This window comes from Paenibacillus radicibacter (assembly GCF_024721995.1).
In the GTDB taxonomy this organism is placed as follows: Bacteria; Bacillota; Bacilli; order Paenibacillales; family NBRC-103111; genus Paenibacillus_AM; species Paenibacillus_AM radicibacter.
Map to the genome: position 1 here is coordinate 134,232 of NZ_JANQBC010000014.1, position 20,576 is coordinate 154,807.

A 20,576-nucleotide genomic window follows, 5' to 3' on the forward strand; every position below is an offset into this window, starting at 1 on the left:
CTATCTTTTCGGTAGTTGTTTTCGGATGTAAACAATTTGTCCGATATGATACGCGTTATGCGTGGATATATTTCCAAGTATCGCCCACCACTTTACGTCCACTGGGAAGCCATTTACTTCACTTTCAATCTGTTCTTCAGTTAGTAGGTCTTGCCACTGAAGCAGAACCTTTAAGAGACTCTCTTTTAACTCACCAAAGCTTTTATTTTCCGGTATAATAAAGCTTTTATTGTTATCACCAATAGGTGCTACAGCATTCACATGTGATTGTTCGTACCTTTTTTGCCATGTCTCATTCCAATATAGTAGATGTTGTACAATTTCAGCGATACTGTTACTTTCATCGTTCGGTTTCCACAATGCTTCTACCTCTGATACGTTAGCAACTGATTCCGAGAATGGAATGTAAAAGCTAGGGTCATTTGCATTGGCTAGCAATTGATCAGCCAGAACATCTTTCGCATGAGACATTTATTTATCGCACTCCCTTATATGTATTCTTTCTATATTTCCATAATATTTTGGACATTCCTTCTTTATTGCGCGATTCATTCTTAACAGTTGCCGTTCACCTTCAAGAAATCTCTGATCTTCTCCAATACTGCATCCCAGTTAAACTCAGTATTATTAAACGTTAATTTATCGACTCTTAACTGATTCATGATGTCTAATTCATATTCTTTTCTAACCTTTAAAACTTCACAAAGTCCTTCTACACCTTGATTGCTATTTGCTTTTCCATAGCCTTGTTCAGTGAAATACCAAATACAATGCTTTAACCATTCTTCACTTCGTTTTGGAATAATCCTATCAATTGTTGTTCTTACATCATCTTGGTACAAGTAAATTATTTTAGGGTTTAAAGGTTGGATGATTTGTTCTAATCTCTTGATAAAATCAATTATGGATCGTTTAGTCTGATTGTGCTTTCCAAACATTAACGTAATTGGATTTTGTATAAAGCAACATTCTAATATAACGGTTTCTTGATTTTGTTGAGCTTGTTTAACAAATTCCATCCATCTCTCTTCTATTAACTCTAGGTACAGATCTAATGATACATTGTATACATCAAATCTAGCTAACTCATCGATCAAATCCTTATTTACTTCTATGGATTCTTGTTGCTGTAGTTTACCGTAGTAAATTAACTTATACTGCTTCTTATTTACCTCTGTAAACTGATCGATCGCATGAATTGATTCTGGATATCTATCTTTTAATGATTCATATTCACGTGTAGTTAGGCATGCAACAGATTCATAGTCTGCCGGATGGTTTAAATCGCCTTCCAGATACAATTGACTGGAAACACCATTAGTATCTAACAGACTCTTGATATATTGTGCTGTACTTGTTTTACCTGATCCTGGTATACCTTCAATTAGAATTAGTTGTGTACGATTCATGTAATGTTCTCCTTTTATTACTTGAATTACATCCCTTTCTGGGAACGCCTATGCGATATTCACTTCATCTTATAATTTTAAAACATGCATCATTCAACCCGCCGTGACTTAGGTCATGTATCACTAGTTAAAAAAATCTCTACCTACGAATCTCACTTACTTTTCACTTCATTAAGTTCGAACTATTAGAAAGTCATTGTTTCCTTAATTGTTGCCCAAGTTATTTGTGGAATTAATTCATTATTAACCGTTACAGTACCAACCCAAATGTCATCTTGATTCGGATTCTCTAGATAATGCTCAATCGTAAATTTAATAATTTTTGACGTATGCAAATGTATCAGTTCATTCTTATGTATCCAATATAATTCTCCTTCATCAGAAGAAATAAAGTTCATGTGCTTTGTTTCCCCAAAGTATACGTACTGCTGACGGATTTCTCCTCCGCTATTCTCTATTAGGATATATTTAAGTTTAAAGTTCTCAATGTCACGCTTTAAAAATCCCGTCTCCTCTTCAATTTCTCTGAAACTTGCCTTCATTGGGTGATTCAGTTCTTCAAATTCAAGATGACCTCCAATACCTCCCCAGAATTCAAAGTCAAAGAGCTTACTTCTTGCTTTCTTCATCATCAATACCTTGTCTTCGTTCATTAAGAATGCAGTTGCCATTTGTCTTATTTCCATGAATACCTTCCTCTACTCTAAAATTTATCAATCTTTACCTACTTATAAACTCCTCTATAATCCTCAGGTAACAATTCAGCAATTCTCTTCATCATGTTGTTTATTGCAAATTCTTCATATTCATTCTTATCTTGTTCTTTTGCTCTCTTATGAACTTCGAACTGCTTTCCGATGTTAATATAAACATCCGCATGATTAAAGCTCTCCGCTTTCATATCTCCTTCTTTATTTATAGGCAGCAACTTTTCTGTCCCATATAATCCAATTGGTACAATAGGAGCTCCTGTCAATCGTGCGATCAGAAGGATTCCTTTCTTTGCCTCAATTAAACTGCCGGTTCTACTTCTAGTGCCTTCTGGGAAGATCAACAAACTTTCCCCTTGCTTAACAAGCTTAATAATTCTCTCGATGCCCTCTTTATCTGCCGTATTAGGTTTGATCGTTGTCGTCTTAATGACATTAACACCAATACTCGTAACCGCATGATGAGACAGTTTTTCGCCAGCAACAAACGTTGGATCTACTTCTTTTAAAGCCTTATCCAACACTAAGCCATCAGAATTACTTAAATGATTACATATAAAGATCGTCGGTGTTTGTATTCCCTTTAAGTTTTCCATACCGGTTATTTTAATATTGGCATATTTCTTAAGATACCTCGTTACGATTTTTTTAGAAACGTATGTAACTAATTTATCTGGTAAACTATTTATTATTTTTGCCGTTGTCGTGGATATCATTTGCTTGCTCCTCATTCGCTTCAAGTTCAATATGAATAATTTCTCTTTTGATGTTTGCTATATCATTTGTAAAATCTCGATCTGAATAATGATGAGCCACCTCAAGAAATTCTTTACGCAGTCTATTTCCCATGGGCTTCATAGAAGCATAAGTCATTCCTCCAGAAATTACACCCCCAATAATAGGGATAACTTTGGATAAACCTTGAGCAAAGCTCTTTTGAGTTATCTTAATTCCTACTGCAGCTGCGATCTTTTTTACAATTGGATAAAATATCGTTTTAGTTAAAGCTTCCTGTGCTAGTTTGGAGGATACAATTCTAAGTGCTGAACTAGCTCCCCCTACTCCAAACATAACCCCGAGAAATATGATTAATTCCGATTTAATTTTATCCGTATTAACAGCTTCATCTGCCAACATATCCTCATAACCAAATAGATACGCTAATTCTTGAGCCAATTTCAATACAACACCAAAGAATTGTAAGGTATCTGCTGGAATAGTAGCTGCCATTGCAAGTCCACCAGGGATACCCGCTGCAAAAGATATACCTGCACTTTGTAATGTCCTCTTTTCAATATGACCTTTCGCTAGTTTATCCAGTACTTGAACAGAGATCCCAGCTTTCACCGGTCCTTCTTCTAGCGCTAATACAAGCTTATCATTGTTTACACTTCCTGATAGAATCTCCGTTAGAAAGGCGTTACGATCTACTTTTACCCATGGTATCTTTAATGCAGTGACTATTATTGTTTCGATTGAACTTGTGTTGCCTTGTTTAGACATACTATAGCCTCCTATATCCTTAATTTCATAATAGAATTAACTCTCACTGGTATTCCATTATAAGCTATTCCCAGTATTTTACCATCAAGTACACTCATCTTTTCTTTATGAAAAAAGATCTGCTTAGCAGATCCTTCTTAATCCAACCATTTACTTGTTTTGAATTAATCCAATTCCGTTTCCTACAGGGTCCACTAAGTATGCTAAATAGAATTCATCAAACTCCATCTTATCCCTTACAATCTGAGCTCCTAATTCAACGGACTTCTTTATCGATTCTTCGATATCATCTACTTCAATTTGAATTCTAGTTCCATGAGGGAAATCATTAGGTCCTTTAGAAATACCACCATTTATCCCTGGTTTATTATCATCGCCTGTTGATACTGGATAATATCCCCAATTTGGTTCGGCAATCTTCCATCCAAATACTGAAGAATAAAAATTTGCTGCACGTTCTGGATCTTGACTACTTAGCTCAAATAATACTACTTTCCCCATTAACATCGCCCCCATAATTGGAATAGTTACCCAAATTATGATACCGAATGTTTGTTCGTTTGTAAAGATCTTAGATATAATTTAACACAAAGCCCTTTGCCCGCAAAACTTTTAGAAATCTATTTCCAATCGCCATAAAACACACCATTAATCTTCCATTTACTTTCGATTTTCTTTAATCTAAAGCTCGTCTGATCTGTAAATCCATCCTTAAAAATACGCTTTACCAATATTCTTATTTCCTCCTCATTCACCTGTTTACTTTTGACAGTTTCATAATTCTTTAACTTTCTAATATTTTTTTCAGTTGCTATTTTGGTCCGCACATCCTACTAAAAAGACAAAAAGAACAATACAAATAATTCCATTAAATTGCTTCATCTTTATAAAAGCTCCCCTAATTTTCTTGCCTTAATCACAAAAGTTACAGGAAACATCTTTGCTCTCTTTGCCATATCACTGTTATCATCCTTCGATTGCATAATCTCATCATCCGTTTCCTCAATCATTTGCTCAATTACAAATCCCGCTTTCGCTAGCGCGTTCACATAGGTTGATAGTTTACGGTCCGCTAATAGTAGATCACCTTCAACAGCTACCGGATACCAAGCTTCATCGAAATAACTCTTTTTAAAAACAAATCTACCATTATCTTCAGTAACACTACGGTGTATCGGGTGAGACCAGCTAAAGATAAATACGCCATCTTTCTTAAGGTAAGAAGCAATCCGTTGAAAGGTACCCTCAAGGTCAGTTGTCCAACCGATGGCATAAATCGAATACACATAGTCAAAGTAAGCCGTAGGTATGCCGCATTCATCTTCCATGGGAGAACAGATCAATTTTGCCGATAGACCATATGACTCTAAATGTTGAGCTGCCTTTTTGATTTGTCTTTCCGATATATCTACTGCCCATAGTTCAGAGGCGCTGCGTTCCGCTTGATATTGCAAAGATTGACCGTTGCCGCAGCCGATCTCCAGTAACTTTTTCCCTGATACATCGCCAAAAAGCTGACATTTTTCCTCTGAGACAAACGCTCCATAGTATGGAAGCACAATTGCGCTTAAGAAGTCATTGCCTTGTGTATCCCAATAGAAACTGTTTGTCTTATGTACATCATTCTTATCCATGTAGACACCTTCTCCAGATATGTAATTGTGGACCCTATACAATATTGTTTTCAATTCAAATAAGCTTAATGGAGCATGAGACAGGTCATTGAATGTGTCTGCCTGATAATGGAGCCGTTATAATCAGATGCGTGAATACTTTGTTATGAGAACCTACATTGAATCCTGACAAACCGACAAACGAAATTTTTATAATAGTAAGGATATAGTGAGCCTCCCGGTGATTTCATTAATATCACTCCCCAAAATTTCTCTAACATTTCTATAACAGGATATTCGCGAAATATTTGATCTATCCTGCTCGTTAATAATAAGCCCATTAATAGAAATTTTGGAAACCTTGTGACTTATTGTCCGTAATAAAAACTAAACCTAAAGGAGGAATGAAAATTGCTCAAGCGTTTTCTTAGTAAAATATTAGATTCTGTCCAACCTTCCAAGCATGGACGTCATCGTTACAGTTCCAGCGATCGAAAGCATCACAATCAACATCATTACGGACGCCGCAGTTCGTCCGACTATGGTTACGGACGCAAAAAGAACCATGGTCACGGCTACTACAAAAATAAACATAAAAGCTCTAGTTAATCATAAAAAGCCGCGAATTGCGGCTCTTTTTTATATCATCAACAATCTAAACAAGAGTCCAAATCACACACAAACTGTTCTATATCCCTATATGGAGGATCGATTTGGAGAAGCTTACGAAGCATTTGCTTGGTCATCGGTGATACAGTAAGCTCGTCCTCCCACCCAGAATCAACCTCAAGTTCAAAATTGCTTGAGTCATAACCGGAATATAGCATGAAAAGTATAAAATGCCCAATTGCATTTAGATCATCAGGAACTTCAGCGGTTCTACTTTGCATTGTCTCATCAACTGAACCGATTTTCTCCGGAATCGGCTCACCTAAACGACAGGCTAAACCGAAATCAATGAGGTAGATCTGATCTCCATTTAATATGACATTCGGTATCCGGATATCAAGATGAACGAAGCCTTGATCATGAACATAACTTACAATTTCTATTAATCTGCGAACGAAACAAAGCGCATCTTTTTCAGAAAACTTACTCCCTCGCTCGAAAATCATATCCTGTACGGTCTGTCCTTTCACGTATTCGGATACCATATACAAATGCTCTTTATAGTCGAACGATGTTATACATCTCTGAATTGAAGGATGCCTCAACTGCCCTAAAATATCAATCTCCCGGTACAACACATCTCTACCAAGCTTCCGCTTACTTGGTTTGGCTTGCTTCAGAACTACCTCTTGGCCGGAATCCACATCTAGACATAAATAGGTCAACCCGTAGCTGCCGATGCCAAGAAACCGTTGTATTCGGTACTTGTTAGTGATGAAGGCGCCTTCTCTTTGGGGATAGTCGATCCATGCTTCATATACACCTTTTAAATACTCGAATAGCCCCATACAACCTCCTGAAAACTTAAATTGTGTTGTTATCTAAAATCCTATTTTTACTCCTCTTTTGTTGAATACCACCTTAAATCCTCTGCCTTGGTAACATTCGTTTTGGCAAACCTATATTCGTAGATCAATTCTCCATTCTTGTTAAATGCCTTAGGTGTTAACTCGTTCCACTGATACGGAACATCCCATGAAAATGTTATTGGTTTGTCTAAAGTGGCTTCTTTCCTTAATCTTCTCTCTTGCGGGCCAATTTCAATATAAGATACGCCTGGATCTTTTACCAACACACTTATTACAGTCGCCTTCTCCCTTGGATTCGCTAGAGATACACCGCCAATTTTTTATTGTGTCATCGTTATGATAGTAGTAAACAGACATTTTTGAAGACCACAAAAAAACCGTGTATAACGTTCTGATATCTTCGAACCCGAGAGGCTTAATATGCGCACGCACCGAGTCCGATGGACTTAGCCTCGCAAGGTGGCCTGCTTGAATTCACTTCTTCGAGTAATTCTTAATAGTTAGGCATTTATTTTTAAGGTCTAATTTATTGAATCCCTTAAACGCTCGTTTCAACACTATTATTTTCCTTATCTAACGGCGATTTCAGAATACCTATAAAAAGAATAATCCAAAGCGGAGCATTTCCAATAGCATGTGCAGCGAATGAAGCCCAAGTGGAATCTGTATGTTGTGCAATCCAAGGTGCAATTAACATGCCCGGAAGCATTCCAATAAAATGCCATTTTAAACAAGCATGAATCACCCATGCCCAAAGCAGTCCATTTATTATCCATGCGTAAGCCCCGAATATGTCTATCTGTGACGGTAGAATGTACCCTCTCCACATTAACTCTTCGCTAAACATTGCAACGATATGTATTGGTACAAACAAGACAAGTAATATCCAATTTTTTCTTAGAGATACATCAAAAAATTTATTTGGTGGTACTGAGAATTTCTTAAGTGGATTAAATGGTGCTGGTAGATAACTGGGAGGAGCAAAAAATCGTAAACGTGCAAAATATTTACCTACCGGCTCTAAGAGTTGATCAAAGATTATTGTAAAAATAACAGCTCCAAAAACCCAAAACCAATCATTTCCCTCAATGGGTATAAGATGAAATCTTTCTTTAAACGCAGAAATTGACATGATTCCCCCATCTAACCAATAAAGAAAGATTGATAAAGGTAATAAGAGAATGACGGGCATCCATAAAAAGAACCAAAAAGAAAAAATTAATGGCACACCTTTACTCATTAATTTCGGTGTCCAATAGTAAAATCCACAATACAACAAAATTCCGGGAATTCCGAACAACAAAAGTTGCAACCACAAAGACATTAATTTTTCTCTCCTTAGGTCTTGCTATTAATATTTTAAATTTAAAGTAATCATTAAATATTACACACTTATCTTGCTCCCCCGCCACGTGAATATTATGTTATCTGCTGGATCTGCCCCACATATGTATAAGCCCTATTATCTTACTTGATTTAAGTCATAATTGCATTATATTCAGATAAGTTTCTCTTTTATAATCAACTCGTTATTCGTTTTTCTGAGATCTGAAAATAATACATCAGGTCGATTGTCAATCCACAGTATTTATTCATTTCATTTTCCTCCCTTTCGACTTCTTCATGAAATGCTCTTGGTACTACATTGACAGAAAAAGTTAACACATGTTAATATATTTATTGAAGTAAATTTATATGGAGTGATATGATTTGAACCTTTCGGATATTCCCCTGCGGGAATTAAAAAAAGCTCGAAATAAAGTGGCCTTATATGAAGCCAGTCTATCTCTGATAGGAGAGAAAATGTTCAGGGAAGTCATGCTCGACGATATTTGTCGGAAAGCGGAAGTTTCGCGGGTTACCTTTTTCAAATATTTTCAGAAAAAGGAAGATCTGCTCCTTTATTTCATGCGTGTCTGGTTAACCGAACGTATAATCGAGATTAAAGATGAGGATAAGAGCGGTTTCTCGTCCGTCAGGCATCTGTTGCATAAAGTAGCTGATCAGAATAGGGAAAGACCGGGATTAATGCCGAGTCTAATTTCTTTTCTAGTAGAAATGAAGATGCATCCTTGTATGCCTGAGATGAGTAGAGCAGAGACTTTATTACTCTTTCCTAATCATGAGGATATTGGCGCCCAGACACCTAACATGTTCGATCTATTTCATCGTTGTATGACTGAGGCGAAAAGAAACGGGAAACTAAAAAATGACATCACGCTTGAAATGGCAGTTCAGGTTCTATTTACAGTGTTTTACGGAGCATTTTTGACTGCACAATTGTATGATCCCTCTGAAGTTTTAAACGTCTACGACGCCCATCTCCAATTGATTGAAAATAGCTAGAGGAGTGATGTAAGTATGAGTAAAATTATGCCTGGCCGATATACGGCGCAAATCGATGGATCATTCGTTGTTTTTATTATCGGCATGCGAATCAATAAATTATGGGCTGTGCACAAGTGGCTGCCCGCATTTATGGCAATGAATCCAATGATCCAAGAGTTGTACCGTAATCCAGATTTAGGGTTTTTACATACCAGCTTTCATTTATCTTGGCGAGGGGTGACTCTCGTACAATACTGGAATTCCTTTGAACAATTAGAACACTATGCACATAAGGGTGCGATCCACTTAGCCGCATGGAAACGTTTCAATCAAAAGGTTGGAACGAGTGGTGTCGTTGGGATTTATCATGAAACATACCTTGTCCCTGAAAAGCAATACGAGTGTCTGTATAACAACATGCCTGTTTTCGGCCTTGCAAAAGCAGGAAGTCATGTCCCTGCTGTCGGAAAACGTGAAACGGCAAGCAGAAGGCTCGGTGGTAATGGGGAGCCCGCCGTTCCAACACCACCGAATCCATAGAACATACAGTGGGAGCTATTGCTTAGACTATCTCCAGGTTATCCTATTTGTGCAATCTAATGTTTAATTAAACGCCAAAGAAGCATTCCCGTATAGCAGGGATGCTCCTTTTTTGCTTCACTAGCTCTATCCGATTGCAATTTAATTAATTCTTTCCTTTTACGTGAGATATTGTTTCTATATAAACTAATAAGTGTCATTCTTTACAACACCGTTTTCTTTTTCTATGAAGTTTAGACTTTTCTTTTATTGCGCTTATTTCCTATAACGTTCTTGTGTTTACGATGTCGATAGGCTTAAATGATCGCAGCGACTGGGTCCGTCAGGACTTAGCCTCGCAGGGTTGTCTGACTGATTCCGCTTCCCCGAATTGCCCTTTTCCTTATTTATAAAGTTCTTTCAAGTTCTGTATTGTTTCGAAAATAAACGGTTGTGTACTTTCTATTTCGAATTTAAGCTCTGTCTCTTTATGAAGCTCTTCTTTATAAATCCTGTAATTATTACGTTTCCTCGGTTATTAAAATGAAATTTAACATTAAATGTATTCTCAGTATCCTTTAAAATAAGGCTATCTTTCAATTTCATTTCTGTATACATCTTGTCTAGATCTTTATAAAAACCTCTCAATTCACCAGTAGTAAACCAAACAATTCCTCGGACAAAGTAATTACCTACTTTTATTTCTATTATCGTCTTTCCATGTCTCTTAAAATCATCCTTTAATATTATCTTCAGATGATCTTTATTATTTCCCTGTATCAAGACGTCTTCCATTTGGGTTCTCCTATACTACAGATTTACAGAGATTTCTAATAGCATTCTTGTATTCAACCAAGGGGCGGTAGTCCCGCAGCGCAAATACAGTGTTATACGTCGTTTCCGTCTTCGAAGCATCACCTAAAAACCTTTGAGCAAGATTCCAACTCTATTTTTTATTTTGGTATAAAAACTCAACTTCACCATCTAGCAAATATCGATATTCAAATAATTGCATTGTTCTTTCCCTAATTCTCTCCCGTACAACCGTGCCTAGGCTTACCGATCCTTGTGATCCAAGGTAACCATTATTAATAAATGTCTTCTCTACAAATTTTGTTTCCCTTAAGTGATACTGTAACCATTCTTTCTGCGATTCAATTAGTGCTTCTCTTGGTTCTCTATCCAACTTAGAAAGAAGCTCTTTATATATTTGATTCAACTCTTTATCCCAAATCTCTGTATATTTGCTTTCCAAAGCTCCCCACCCCAATGTTGTAATAATCTCTTTGGAATTTTGAAATTCAATAATTTCAACTTTATAATCATGATCTATAGGATTTCGAAGCATTTCATCATAAAATTTTCCTTTTAAATCATAGTTCCCAATGCTCATGGATAACACTTCATTGTTAGAAGGATCTGATCGACCTTCAGTTATTTCTCTCGATTCAGTTCCATTACCTGTACTCACGACATCAAGAGGCAGTTCAGAATTCCTTATTGATTTAGTTTCGCTGTTCAAGATAGTCGATTTACTAACATTTTGACAAGATGAAAACATTATCGTAATAAAAAATAATAAGAGTATCTTACCTTTCATTAATTATCTCCTTTAACATTATCTTTAATATTTACCGGTAATGGCGCATAACGTCTCTTATATTCACGAGCCTGAGAACCTTAAGGCATGTTGAGCCGATCGCTGCACGGTTAGGTTCGCAGGGCTGTCCATCTGATACTGCTCCTTAGAAAATCTCGGACGGACCAAGGGGCATTAGCCTAGTAGTGTGAATACGTTGTTATATCAATGTCTTCCCCGAATCAACTAACGTTTCCCCTTCAAATTCAAGGAATCCTCATAGTATAATCCTTCTTTGTATCAGCAATATAGTCAACCTTTTTATAACAGAATTCGTTGTCACTTATCCACTTAATTCCAGAAAAGTCAGTATGATCATCGGCTTTACGAATGATCTTCTCATTGAAATTCGAGAGGTCCATTAGCCATAGGTCCTCAGTTAGATCATCCTCGTAGTCTTCTTTAGCTTTTGCATGAAATTCACTTACACGAGAAAATGCTGCATATTTTAAATTAGGAGAGAAGTAAAAATGAGAGATAAAGCTAAAACCCTTGCTTAGCTGTCTGGTTTTCAAGTTATAAAGCCATCCACTACGTTGGCGGCTTGTACCCATATTAAGCAAGAGAAATTGGGAATCGGTTGACCAATTAAAAAAGTGTGTTCAGGTAAGATGCCACTTTCTACTGTGCGCGGCCTATCTTCATTTAGGAACCAGACATAAGCTTCACCCTCGTTGTATTTCCCTTGAGAATAAGCGACAACGGAATAGTCAGGAGACCACTCAACATTACAAATATTATTATTAACGTAAAGCTGCTGCTCAAGAATATAAATCAATTTCAATTGATCAGTAGCTCTACTATCAACGTAAGGTAATGATTTCATTTTGGGGTAGGTTTCAGGTTTAAATAGATTATAGTAATTGGTCAGTTTATCATTAAGGTAGTATTTTACATCACCAGTTTTTACATCGTAAACTCGATAGGTTTTTATCTGACTTTCCTGTGTAGTATTCGGTATAAAAAAGTCGGTAAGGTAAAAGTTATATTCACCATTTTCTGGTGGTACTCCAACTCCTGCATAAGTACCACCGGAAACCCCCTCTATCTTGCGTATTTCACTCAAGATTTGATAGGGGGTGAGTCTGTCAGAGTTTAGTAAGTTAGGGGTTTCAGCATTTGATGATGACGTCTCGTTTTTAGTAGTAAGAGCTCCTTGAAATTGAGAACTTTCAATTGAAACAGGAGTTGGAGTAGATTGAGATGATTTTGATAAGTCAGGAGTAGTTTGTTTAGCATTAGCATCTGAATCATTAGCCACAGGTTTTGAGCTACAAGCAGTTAATGTAAAAATGATCAGTAAAATTAAACAAGGCCACACTTTCAAACAAGACCAATCCTCCAATTTCTTCAACCAATATTTTATAATCGTTGTCTTTCGTCAAGAAGATGGGCTCATTCAAAAAATACCCTCTTCTTTCTTTGGGTTTTCATTAAGATTTTGCATTGATTTCCGATAACGTTTTGTATTGACGACTTCCTGGCCCCTTAGAGTCGCTGCTTATAGTTGTGAGGCTTGCCGAACACCTAATACAGTGACGTCCCGACGGGCTTAGGGGGCTGGATGTGGTCACTCGCTTCTCAGAGTGATCCGAAGCGTCAATACTGTGTTAGCCGAAGGGAGTTCTGGAGGCAGCCATTGCATTTAAGGCGTTCTCAAAAAAGCCATATACTTCATCTGCAATTCCCAGAAACTCTTCAACAAGTACATTACTATCCAAGTAACAAGCATACAGATAATCAACTAAAGCGGAGTCAATCTCACAATAGTTTAATATGGCATTCTTCATCTTAATAATGTCATCTTGCCATACACCTGTATCTTCTAAAACCAAAGAGTATAATGCACGAATTAATCTCTTAGAGTAACCTTTAATATATCTAGTTTTCATTGTGTTATCACTAACATTAGAAAGTAAACTATGTATACGATCTATTTCCTCCTTGGTCTCTGTATTTAAGTCTAAAATGAACTCTGGAGAAATAATTATCGGTGGTACTTTTTCACCAACGTCATGACCATATATGCAAACACAAATTATCTTAACCCAAAAACCCCACTCATTTGGTTTACTTAATACATCGTCAATCGAGCAAATTATCGTATCAATCTTAGTTACTACTGGATATTCTTCCAAAAGCCTGTCTTTAATATTTGACAATCTTTTGTAATCAATATCTTTGGGATTTTCACATATAATAGTAAAGTCTGCATCTGATTTAAAAGGTTTAGCAGTTCCTTTTGGAATCGAGCCACACATATAAATGCTATGAATCTTACCTTTAAATTCGGTAAGTATATTATCTATATACTTATCAACAAAATCCTTATATTCACTTTGTATTACAATTCTATTTATAACTTTTTCTAATATCATATAGACTCCTCCTAAATTAAGAACTTCTTTCGGTTAACGTTGTTGTGTTCCTGAACCCGAGAGGCTTAAATGAGCGCAGCGACTGGGCCGCCAAAATTAGCCTCGCAGGGTTGTCTGCCTGATCCACTTCCCCGAATTGCCTCGGGCAGACCAAGGAGCCGATAGGCGACGCAGTGTGAAAACGATTTTAGGCGGAGTCATTATCTTCCATTATTAATCTTGCATATTCATTCCATTCTTTATTATCAGTGTTGATTTCTAAGGTAGGTACTATTGATCTTGTTACATTATATCTTAGATTGTTTTGAGTATTGATAAGCTCTTTACATGCTCGTCCAATATCCGACTCTGACTTATTCAGCCATTCACCTGGATTTCTACTCTTTATTCTTTCTTCTACAATTTCATCCGAAATTGTAAGCAAAATGCATTTAGCCCCTAGTCCAATTAACTGGTTTTCAATGTCTGTAATCTCAGTATCATCATATTCTGAGAAAGCGACTCGATGGTTTAGATGGAATCTTTCTAGGACGAAGAAAAGCCCCCGAGATCTTCTGGATGCTGGTCCTAAATGTATTGCCCAATCATTAAGTTTCTTTAGCATTTCTACTCTTTCCTTAAGTAAATTGAAATGTTCATCTCGAGATAAACTCACATACTCCCCATGATTGTTATTTAGTATTTGTGAATAATGTTCCCCAAGAACAACTACACTCCGTTCTGCGAATTCATCTTGAGATTGATACTGTTTTAATGCTCTTAATACTGATGTTTTTCCAGCATTAGAATATCCTTCAAGAATTACTCCTCTGATATTCATCCAATAAATACACCTTCTTTACAATGATTTCGCCTAACGTTGTTGTGTTCACGACGTCGATTCCCCTTAAATAACTCTTATCTTAGGGGAATCGATGTGTCTGCCTGAATTCATTTCCTCGAATTTCCTCGGGCAGACCAGCGGCGAAAGCCGCGAAGATGGAACACGGTGTTAAATGGAGTACTCCGCTTCTATGAATACTCTCACAATAAGAAATTAATGGACACAAATAAGACATCGTCTTAATGATGAGACACATTATTTTTTTATACCGAACATAAATCTTGTGACAGAGAATTTTCTACATATATAGTAAGTGAAAAACGTAAAGGGAACACTTCCAACTAAGATAAGAATAATTTGTAATGCTGTTTGTTGAGTGAGTTTAAATATATAAAAGGCAACGATAGCTATCCATATCTGATGAAAAAGGTAAACAGTAAATGAGGTTTTTGAGAAAAAGTCAGTGACACTATTTATAAAATTAAGATAACGCCTGCTCATTCCTAAAAGTGCTAAAATTCCACAAAATGCATAGAACTCTTCTATCAAATCAAACAAGAGTCCGTTAACATTAAACTTATTATTGAAACATATTAAAATAAAAACCATGCCTACTAAAAATATTAATGTTAATAGATAACGGTACTTATCAAGCATCTGCTGAATTTGCTCATCAGACAGTACAAAATATCCGATCAAAAAGAACGCAAAATATTCACCAATGCTCTTCCCTGAAATATCCAACACCACCTGGCTTACAAACGGAATAATAAATAGTGTAAGCAATATAGGTAAGTTTATTTTACTAATTGGGAGCTTTCTGTTTGTTTTTTCATAACGTGTCATAATCGGCAAAGCAACAAGGGAAATAACAAATAAATACAGGATAAACCACAAATGTCCTGGAGTGAATCCACCGTGATAGCCTGTTAAATCTGTTGGTTTCGTAAAAAATAAAATATATTGCTCAAAGTAATTCCCTGTATATCCATTGTGGAACCTTTCAGCATAGTAAGTTATGATTGGTATCAATAGTAATATACCGAAAATCAGAGGGACGAGAAGTTTGGTTACACGTTCATTAAGATATTCAAGTGTTGATCTTTTTTTTAATGCATATGCAGAACTGATACCCGCCACTGTAAATAAAAGTGGCATTATCCACGGCCATGTTGCTACTATAAAGGTGCTCGTAATTGAGATATCAGGACCTTTTATATAAAAACTTTCACCAAACGTGTTATAGATCATAAAAGTATGATAAGGGAAAAGTAAAAGAACAACAATCCAGCGCAAATTATCGATAAAATGTTTCCTCATTAAATCCTCCTGTACGTTGTTGTATGAATGTTACTTATTTTTAATTTTTTGCTTAAAGTCTCTTCTAACAAATATCGTTTTCGTTGTATTTCATCTAACGTTGTTGTATCTACGAACCCGAGAGGCTTAAAGGAGCATAAGCGACTGGGTTGTCAGACTTAGCCTCGCAGGGTTGTCTGCCTGAACACACTTCCCCGAAATACCTCGGATGACCAAAGAGCCGTATGGCGACGATGTGTGAAAACGATGTTATCGGATGTCGGTGTCTTCTTTGATTCAACTATAAAAATGTTTGAAAGAATTTATTCTTTACTGATTTATTATTCCGTACTGCCCATTCATTCAATTGTCTTATCCCTATCGATTCTTGGTTTTTCTGAAAATAAAAGCATAATTCATTTGGAACCACTCTCTTACCGTATAACTTCATCCCTATTCTATTGTCATTCATGTAAATGCATTCAATGTCAGATACTTTATACTTCTTACTACTAGTTGATATAATATAATCATTTCCTAAAGTGATATTAAGTTTTGTGAAAAATCGCCGCTTTACTATAGTTATCAAGTAAATCACTATAAATATCATCAATCCAACGTTTATGTATTTTAAAATGACTTCATCACTAATGGATAGAGTAAGGTATAGACTTCCTTCAAGAAGTAACATAGCCATTATGTTTACAAAAGCCCTTGGATAAATGGTGTTAAATGTTAGATCATTTTGGTTCTTCATTTAGATAATTCCTTTCACGTCGATTTCAGATAACGTTTTATGTGTTCACGAACCCGAGAGGCTTAAAGGAGCGCAGCGACTGGGTCGCCAGACTTAGCCTCATAGGGTTGTGAGCTGATTCCACTTCTCTGCTATTACTTCTTGCGAACCAAGGGCATAGCCCGCAGCGTAGATACTATGTTATAGGATGTCAGTGACTTCTTTGAATCATCAACATACCGACTTAATTAAGATACCAATTTATCATTGTATCTTCATTACATTCAATCGCTTCCCAACCTGCACTAATAATTATTTCCTTCGTGTTTTTATCATTGCTTAACATGAGTGTAATAAATGAATCATAGACACTTAAAAATACTGTATCATTAGTTTCGTCCGTTACAATAATCTCTGAAGGTGCCATTTCATAAAAGTTTTGAATTGTAATGTCATCAATTAGTATTTCGCCACTTGTATCATATATTGGCTCTGAGTATTGAATTTTTGTAATTCCCTTTGATTTAAACACTTCAATTATTGTTGGAAATAAGAACTGAGAGATCTTATCTTCATTAGGCAAATATACGTCTTCTTGCAATCCTAGTTTAAATTTCTCCATTAAATCAAACCTTGCATAGAACTTATTTAATGCAGATATGTATGTTTTCATCGCTAAAGCTAAACTTCTTAAGTTTTCAAGTTCAGTTTGCTTTAATATTTGACTCCACAAAACAGGTTTACCATACTCAATTATTTCCTCATTTGTTGGGTATGTAAATTCATGGCCACTTATTTTTTTATTGTTGTACCAACCTTGCGGCATCTGAATAAAAGGATTAGTAATGATTGAAGCATATTTATATTGACCTTTGATCTGATTTAATATTGATGTTTTGTCATCAATCCATATGTAATCAAGCATTTTATTACATCCTTTAATTTTATTAATTTCGCTGATTTCCTATAACGTTCTTGTGTTCCTGAACCCTCACCGACTTAAGGCCGATAGGCCGGGCGCGATGCGCTTAGTCGGTGCAGGGTTGTCTGCCTGATTCACTTCTTCGAAATGCCTCGGGCAGACCAAGGAGCGTTAGCTCCGCAGCAGGAACACGGTGTTATGCGAAGGATCTGACCTCTTTGAATTCCACCTAATATTCTCCTCATATCTCAAATCTTTCTATTATCATTTGTGCTACTGTTTTTGGTGTTAAAATCGTGTTATTAATTTTCATATAATTCTTTTCTTCAAATTCCCCTGGAAGTGAATTTAATCTATGATTTTCCATTGTTTTTAATAGATCTCTTTCGGATTGTTCAAGATTTTTCTTAGTCGGTTTATGTAATAATCGATTTTCTGTTTTATTACGTTCTAACCGCACTTCGACATCTGCTTCCAGTTCAACTAAATAAACGTATCCGCCTTTTTCTTCAAATATAGTGGTGACTTTTTTGATGTAATCCCACTTTGCTGGGATATCCAAGCCCCAAACATATGTAAATATTAGTCCATCTAAATCACTGGCAGCTACTTCTTTAAATATTTCTTCACGAAATAGCCCAACTAATCGTTTGCCCGACTTGCTTTCATAACTAAAAAAATTAGAAACAAGTTCTATTGTCATATGATTATGAAATAATTTCAGTTTCGTTTTTCTTTCTAATTCTTGTCCTACCGTCATCTTTCCGACAGCTTGAGGCCCGAATATGATTACCAGTTTCATAAGAATCCTTTCTGATGATGAATTTGTTTTTCATAAATTTATATTTAATTGGTTTTCAGATCTTTCGCATAACGTTCTTGTATTCACGAACCCTCACTGGCTTAAGGGGCGCCAGCCCCGGGTCCGACGGACTTAGCCAGTGCAGGGTTGTCTGCCTGATCTCACTTCCCCGAATTGCCTCGGGCAGACCAAGAAGCCGTCAGGCTTCACAGCGTGAATATATTGTTATGCGTAGTTCCTGACTTCAAGATATACTTAGACAATTTCCTTTATTTTATTTCTTTAATTTTAAATTTTCCTATTCCTTTATCTATAAAGTTACCTTTTAGCCAGTCTACTTCCACAGAAATAGGTGTATTAAGTGGTAGTATTAATTCCGATAATATTATTTTTTCATTCTTGTCTAAATTGGATACTATAGTCTTAGAATCAGCTTTCACTATACTTCTTGATAATTTATCTTTAGTATCAATTCGATAATAAACTGTTATATCTTTAATTGGACTCTCCCCAGTATATTGAAATTCAAGATCATATACTTGTTGGCCTACTAAATCAAGTTTAGTTAACATTGATACTTTCCAGTCATTCAAATTATTTTGTTCAGAAAAATCAATGATGACTGAACGAGACTTTGTATCCTTGTTTTCTTGATTTCCTGAACATCCTGTTAATATGAAAAATACACATAGTACTAATACCTTAAGTTTTTTCACTTCTAGAAGTTCCCCCTATTTACTATATTTCAGGAATTACGCATAACGTTCTTGTATCTATGAACCCGAGAGGCTTAAAGGAGCGCAGCGACTGGGTCCATCGGACTTAGCCTCGCAGGGTTGTGAGCTGAATATACTTCTCTGCTTACCTCTTCTGGAGAACCAAGGGCGGAGCTCGCAGCATAGATATATTGTTAGACGAAGTACCCGACATCATTGAACTACCTTCATGTTCTTCTAAAAAGAATTTAAAAATAGTGTATACGCACTATACCTCTCCATGAAAATAATAATGAGCGGAACTCATTATCCCGTCTGTTGGCACCTTTATATGATCAGGTATGTAAGGCATTATTCTATTTGCAGTATCAATGTCAAACCAACTCACTTCGAGAATCTCATTATCTGGATCTGAGATTCTCAACTCACCATCAACGATTTTTGCATAGAAGGTAAACAACAATGCATGATGTCCTAATTCTCTAAAGAACACTTCTCTGACTGAATACAGACCTTCAATCTTAATAATTAACCCTGTTTCTTCTCTAGCTTCACGAACCACTGCTTGCTCTAATGTTTCTGTTCCTTCAACTTTACCACCGGGAAAACTCCAGTAAGAGGAAACTTCTGTTCCGTTTCTTACTAAGAGTACTTTTCTAGACGATTCATCTAATAGAAGAGCATGTGCATAATTTACTCTTTTCATAAGCTTTCTCCTTAGGAATAGCATTTATCATAATTTTTTGATCCGGGTATTTCGTCTAACGTTTCTGTATCTACGAACCCGAAAGGCTTAAAGAAGCGCAGCGACTGGGTCCGTAGGACTTAGCCTTGTAGGGTTGTCTGCTGAATCCACTTCCTCGAAAATCCTCTGCAGACCAAGGGGGCTAGTCCCCCGCCGTGTAGATACAATGTTAGACGATGTTGGACATTCCTCGTATGTTGCGCTTCCTCAATCTCCATTCCGGGCTCGAACCCGTCCTTCTATTATAAAAACTATGCATTTCTCGCTGATTCAAAGAACGTCGCAACAACTCTTGCCATCACTTCCCGATTACTTCTTCGCGTCATCTTCATGTCCCTGCTTCAATGCCAATCTCGTTGTCTTCTAAACACCGACCATCCCTGCTCCTTGATTCGTCTTCCTACAACTATTCATGTCCCTTACTTTCAGGCACTTTCCACTCCCACAAGACTGTTTTCCCTTACTTTCAGGCACCTTCCACTTTCACAAGATTGTTTCTCCCTGCTTTCAGGCACCTTCCGCTTTCACAAGACTGTTTCTCCCTGCTTTCAGGCACCTTCCACTTTCACAAGATGGTTTCTCCCTACTTTCAGGCACCTTCCGCTTTCACAAGACTGTTTTTCCCTGCTTTCAGGCACCTTCCGCTTTCAAAAAATCATCTATTGGTCTTCAACGTCTTTCATTATTCATCGATCTTGATCTTTAATGCCAAACACGCTGTAACTAAGTTCCTCGAAATCTGAATTACTTCATGTTCTTCTCTGATCCAGATGGCCCTCACCACATTATGCATAAATAATACTCGTAGTTTCAGCGGTCCAATGTCGTCTAACGTTGTTGTGTTCACGACGTCCCACCGACTTAAGGCAGCGAAGCTGCCGGGCGCGATGCGCTTAGTCGGTGCGGATGTGTCCGGCCAATGCTCCCCCGAATTCCTCCGCCGGACCGAGGGGGCT

The 20,576-nt window shown here is 36.8% G+C and carries 25 protein-coding genes; 2 read left to right on the plus strand and 23 right to left on the minus strand.

Annotation, left to right across the window (positions count from 1 at the left end):
• The 11 genes from NV379_RS22955 to NV379_RS23000 form a co-directional block, all read right to left on the minus strand.
• The gene (locus NV379_RS22955; protein WP_258209665.1) at positions 1-471 is read right to left on the minus strand and encodes a DinB family protein; all 471 of its coding nucleotides are present in this window, start codon (positions 469-471) and stop codon (positions 1-3) included.
• Between the two features lie 83 nt (positions 472-554).
• Positions 555-1,409 carry a P-loop NTPase family protein gene (locus NV379_RS22960; RefSeq protein WP_258209666.1) on the minus strand — a complete coding sequence of 285 codons (855 nt, stop codon included), beginning with the start codon at positions 1,407-1,409 and terminating at the stop codon, positions 555-557.
• A 185-nt stretch (positions 1,410-1,594) separates the two neighbouring features.
• Positions 1,595-2,095, minus strand: a complete 501-nt coding sequence (locus NV379_RS22965) for an NUDIX domain-containing protein (protein ID WP_258209667.1) — start codon at positions 2,093-2,095, stop codon at positions 1,595-1,597.
• Positions 2,096-2,133: 38 nt separating this feature from the next.
• Complete coding sequence (locus NV379_RS22970; RefSeq protein WP_258209668.1) at positions 2,134-2,835, minus strand: lysophospholipid acyltransferase family protein; 702 nt, start codon at positions 2,833-2,835, stop codon at positions 2,134-2,136.
• On the minus strand, positions 2,801-3,622 hold the full coding sequence (locus NV379_RS22975) for a bacteriochlorophyll 4-vinyl reductase (protein WP_258209669.1): 822 nt from the start codon (positions 3,620-3,622) through the stop codon (positions 2,801-2,803). Before NV379_RS22975 ends, NV379_RS22970 begins: the two co-directional genes overlap by 35 nt.
• A gap of 150 nt (positions 3,623-3,772) precedes the next feature.
• Positions 3,773-4,123 carry a VOC family protein gene (locus tag NV379_RS22980; RefSeq protein ID WP_258209670.1) on the minus strand — a complete coding sequence of 117 codons (351 nt, stop codon included), beginning with the start codon at positions 4,121-4,123 and terminating at the stop codon, positions 3,773-3,775.
• A 119-nt stretch (positions 4,124-4,242) separates the two neighbouring features.
• Positions 4,243-4,449 carry a DUF4878 domain-containing protein gene (locus tag NV379_RS26195; protein WP_373426152.1) on the minus strand — a complete coding sequence of 69 codons (207 nt, stop codon included), beginning with the start codon at positions 4,447-4,449 and terminating at the stop codon, positions 4,243-4,245.
• A gap of 57 nt (positions 4,450-4,506) precedes the next feature.
• Positions 4,507-5,256 carry a class I SAM-dependent methyltransferase gene (locus NV379_RS22985; protein WP_258209671.1) on the minus strand — a complete coding sequence of 250 codons (750 nt, stop codon included), beginning with the start codon at positions 5,254-5,256 and terminating at the stop codon, positions 4,507-4,509.
• Between the two features lie 626 nt (positions 5,257-5,882).
• Entirely contained in the window at positions 5,883-6,692 is an 810-nt protein-coding gene (locus tag NV379_RS22990; protein ID WP_258209672.1) for a serine/threonine protein kinase, read from the minus strand.
• Between the two features lie 47 nt (positions 6,693-6,739).
• Positions 6,740-6,976 (minus strand): hypothetical protein, encoded by a 237-nt coding sequence (locus NV379_RS22995; protein WP_258209673.1) that lies wholly within the window; start codon positions 6,974-6,976, stop codon positions 6,740-6,742.
• 275 nt (positions 6,977-7,251) lie between these two features.
• A complete protein-coding gene (locus NV379_RS23000; protein WP_258209674.1) occupies positions 7,252-8,037 on the minus strand; it encodes a CPBP family intramembrane glutamic endopeptidase in 786 nt (261 codons plus the stop codon).
• A gap of 386 nt (positions 8,038-8,423) precedes the next feature.
• Between NV379_RS23000 and NV379_RS23005 the strand changes: the two genes are divergently transcribed.
• Entirely contained in the window at positions 8,424-9,059 is a 636-nt protein-coding gene (locus NV379_RS23005; RefSeq protein ID WP_258209675.1) for a TetR/AcrR family transcriptional regulator, read from the plus strand.
• Positions 9,060-9,074: 15 nt separating this feature from the next.
• Positions 9,075-9,581 carry a DUF4188 domain-containing protein gene (locus NV379_RS23010; protein ID WP_258209676.1) on the plus strand — a complete coding sequence of 169 codons (507 nt, stop codon included), beginning with the start codon at positions 9,075-9,077 and terminating at the stop codon, positions 9,579-9,581.
• Between the two features lie 441 nt (positions 9,582-10,022).
• Here the strand turns inward: NV379_RS23010 and NV379_RS23015 are convergent, their stop codons facing one another.
• The 12 genes from NV379_RS23015 to NV379_RS23070 all read right to left on the minus strand — a co-directional run.
• Positions 10,023-10,355 (minus strand): WapI family immunity protein, encoded by a 333-nt coding sequence (locus tag NV379_RS23015; protein WP_258209677.1) that lies wholly within the window; start codon positions 10,353-10,355, stop codon positions 10,023-10,025.
• A 151-nt stretch (positions 10,356-10,506) separates the two neighbouring features.
• Positions 10,507-11,160, minus strand: a complete 654-nt coding sequence (locus NV379_RS23020) for a lysozyme inhibitor LprI family protein (RefSeq protein ID WP_258209678.1) — start codon at positions 11,158-11,160, stop codon at positions 10,507-10,509.
• A 245-nt stretch (positions 11,161-11,405) separates the two neighbouring features.
• The gene (locus tag NV379_RS23025) at positions 11,406-11,714 is read right to left on the minus strand and encodes a hypothetical protein (RefSeq protein ID WP_258209679.1); all 309 of its coding nucleotides are present in this window, start codon (positions 11,712-11,714) and stop codon (positions 11,406-11,408) included.
• On the minus strand, positions 11,711-12,526 hold the full coding sequence (locus NV379_RS23030; RefSeq protein ID WP_258209680.1) for a hypothetical protein: 816 nt from the start codon (positions 12,524-12,526) through the stop codon (positions 11,711-11,713). Before NV379_RS23030 ends, NV379_RS23025 begins: the two co-directional genes overlap by 4 nt.
• Before the next feature lie 283 nt (positions 12,527-12,809).
• Entirely contained in the window at positions 12,810-13,577 is a 768-nt protein-coding gene (locus NV379_RS23035; protein WP_258209681.1) for a nucleotidyltransferase domain-containing protein, read from the minus strand.
• Between the two features lie 187 nt (positions 13,578-13,764).
• On the minus strand, positions 13,765-14,397 hold the full coding sequence (locus NV379_RS23040; RefSeq protein ID WP_258209682.1) for a hypothetical protein: 633 nt from the start codon (positions 14,395-14,397) through the stop codon (positions 13,765-13,767).
• Positions 14,398-14,655: 258 nt separating this feature from the next.
• Entirely contained in the window at positions 14,656-15,720 is a 1,065-nt protein-coding gene (locus NV379_RS23045; protein WP_258209683.1) for an acyltransferase family protein, read from the minus strand.
• Positions 15,721-16,679: 959 nt separating this feature from the next.
• Positions 16,680-17,360, minus strand: coding sequence for a DUF2711 family protein (locus NV379_RS23050; RefSeq protein ID WP_258209684.1), 681 nt, complete (start codon positions 17,358-17,360; stop codon positions 16,680-16,682).
• Positions 17,361-17,598: 238 nt separating this feature from the next.
• On the minus strand, positions 17,599-18,159 hold the full coding sequence (locus tag NV379_RS23055; protein WP_258209685.1) for a DEAD/DEAH box helicase family protein: 561 nt from the start codon (positions 18,157-18,159) through the stop codon (positions 17,599-17,601).
• A 269-nt stretch (positions 18,160-18,428) separates the two neighbouring features.
• Complete coding sequence (locus NV379_RS23060; protein ID WP_258209686.1) at positions 18,429-18,875, minus strand: hypothetical protein; 447 nt, start codon at positions 18,873-18,875, stop codon at positions 18,429-18,431.
• A gap of 268 nt (positions 18,876-19,143) precedes the next feature.
• Positions 19,144-19,581, minus strand: coding sequence for an NUDIX hydrolase (locus NV379_RS23065; RefSeq protein WP_258209687.1), 438 nt, complete (start codon positions 19,579-19,581; stop codon positions 19,144-19,146).
• Positions 19,582-20,302: 721 nt separating this feature from the next.
• Positions 20,303-20,576: hypothetical protein (locus tag NV379_RS23070; protein ID WP_258209688.1), on the minus strand; the 274-nt coding region annotated here is incomplete at its 5' end.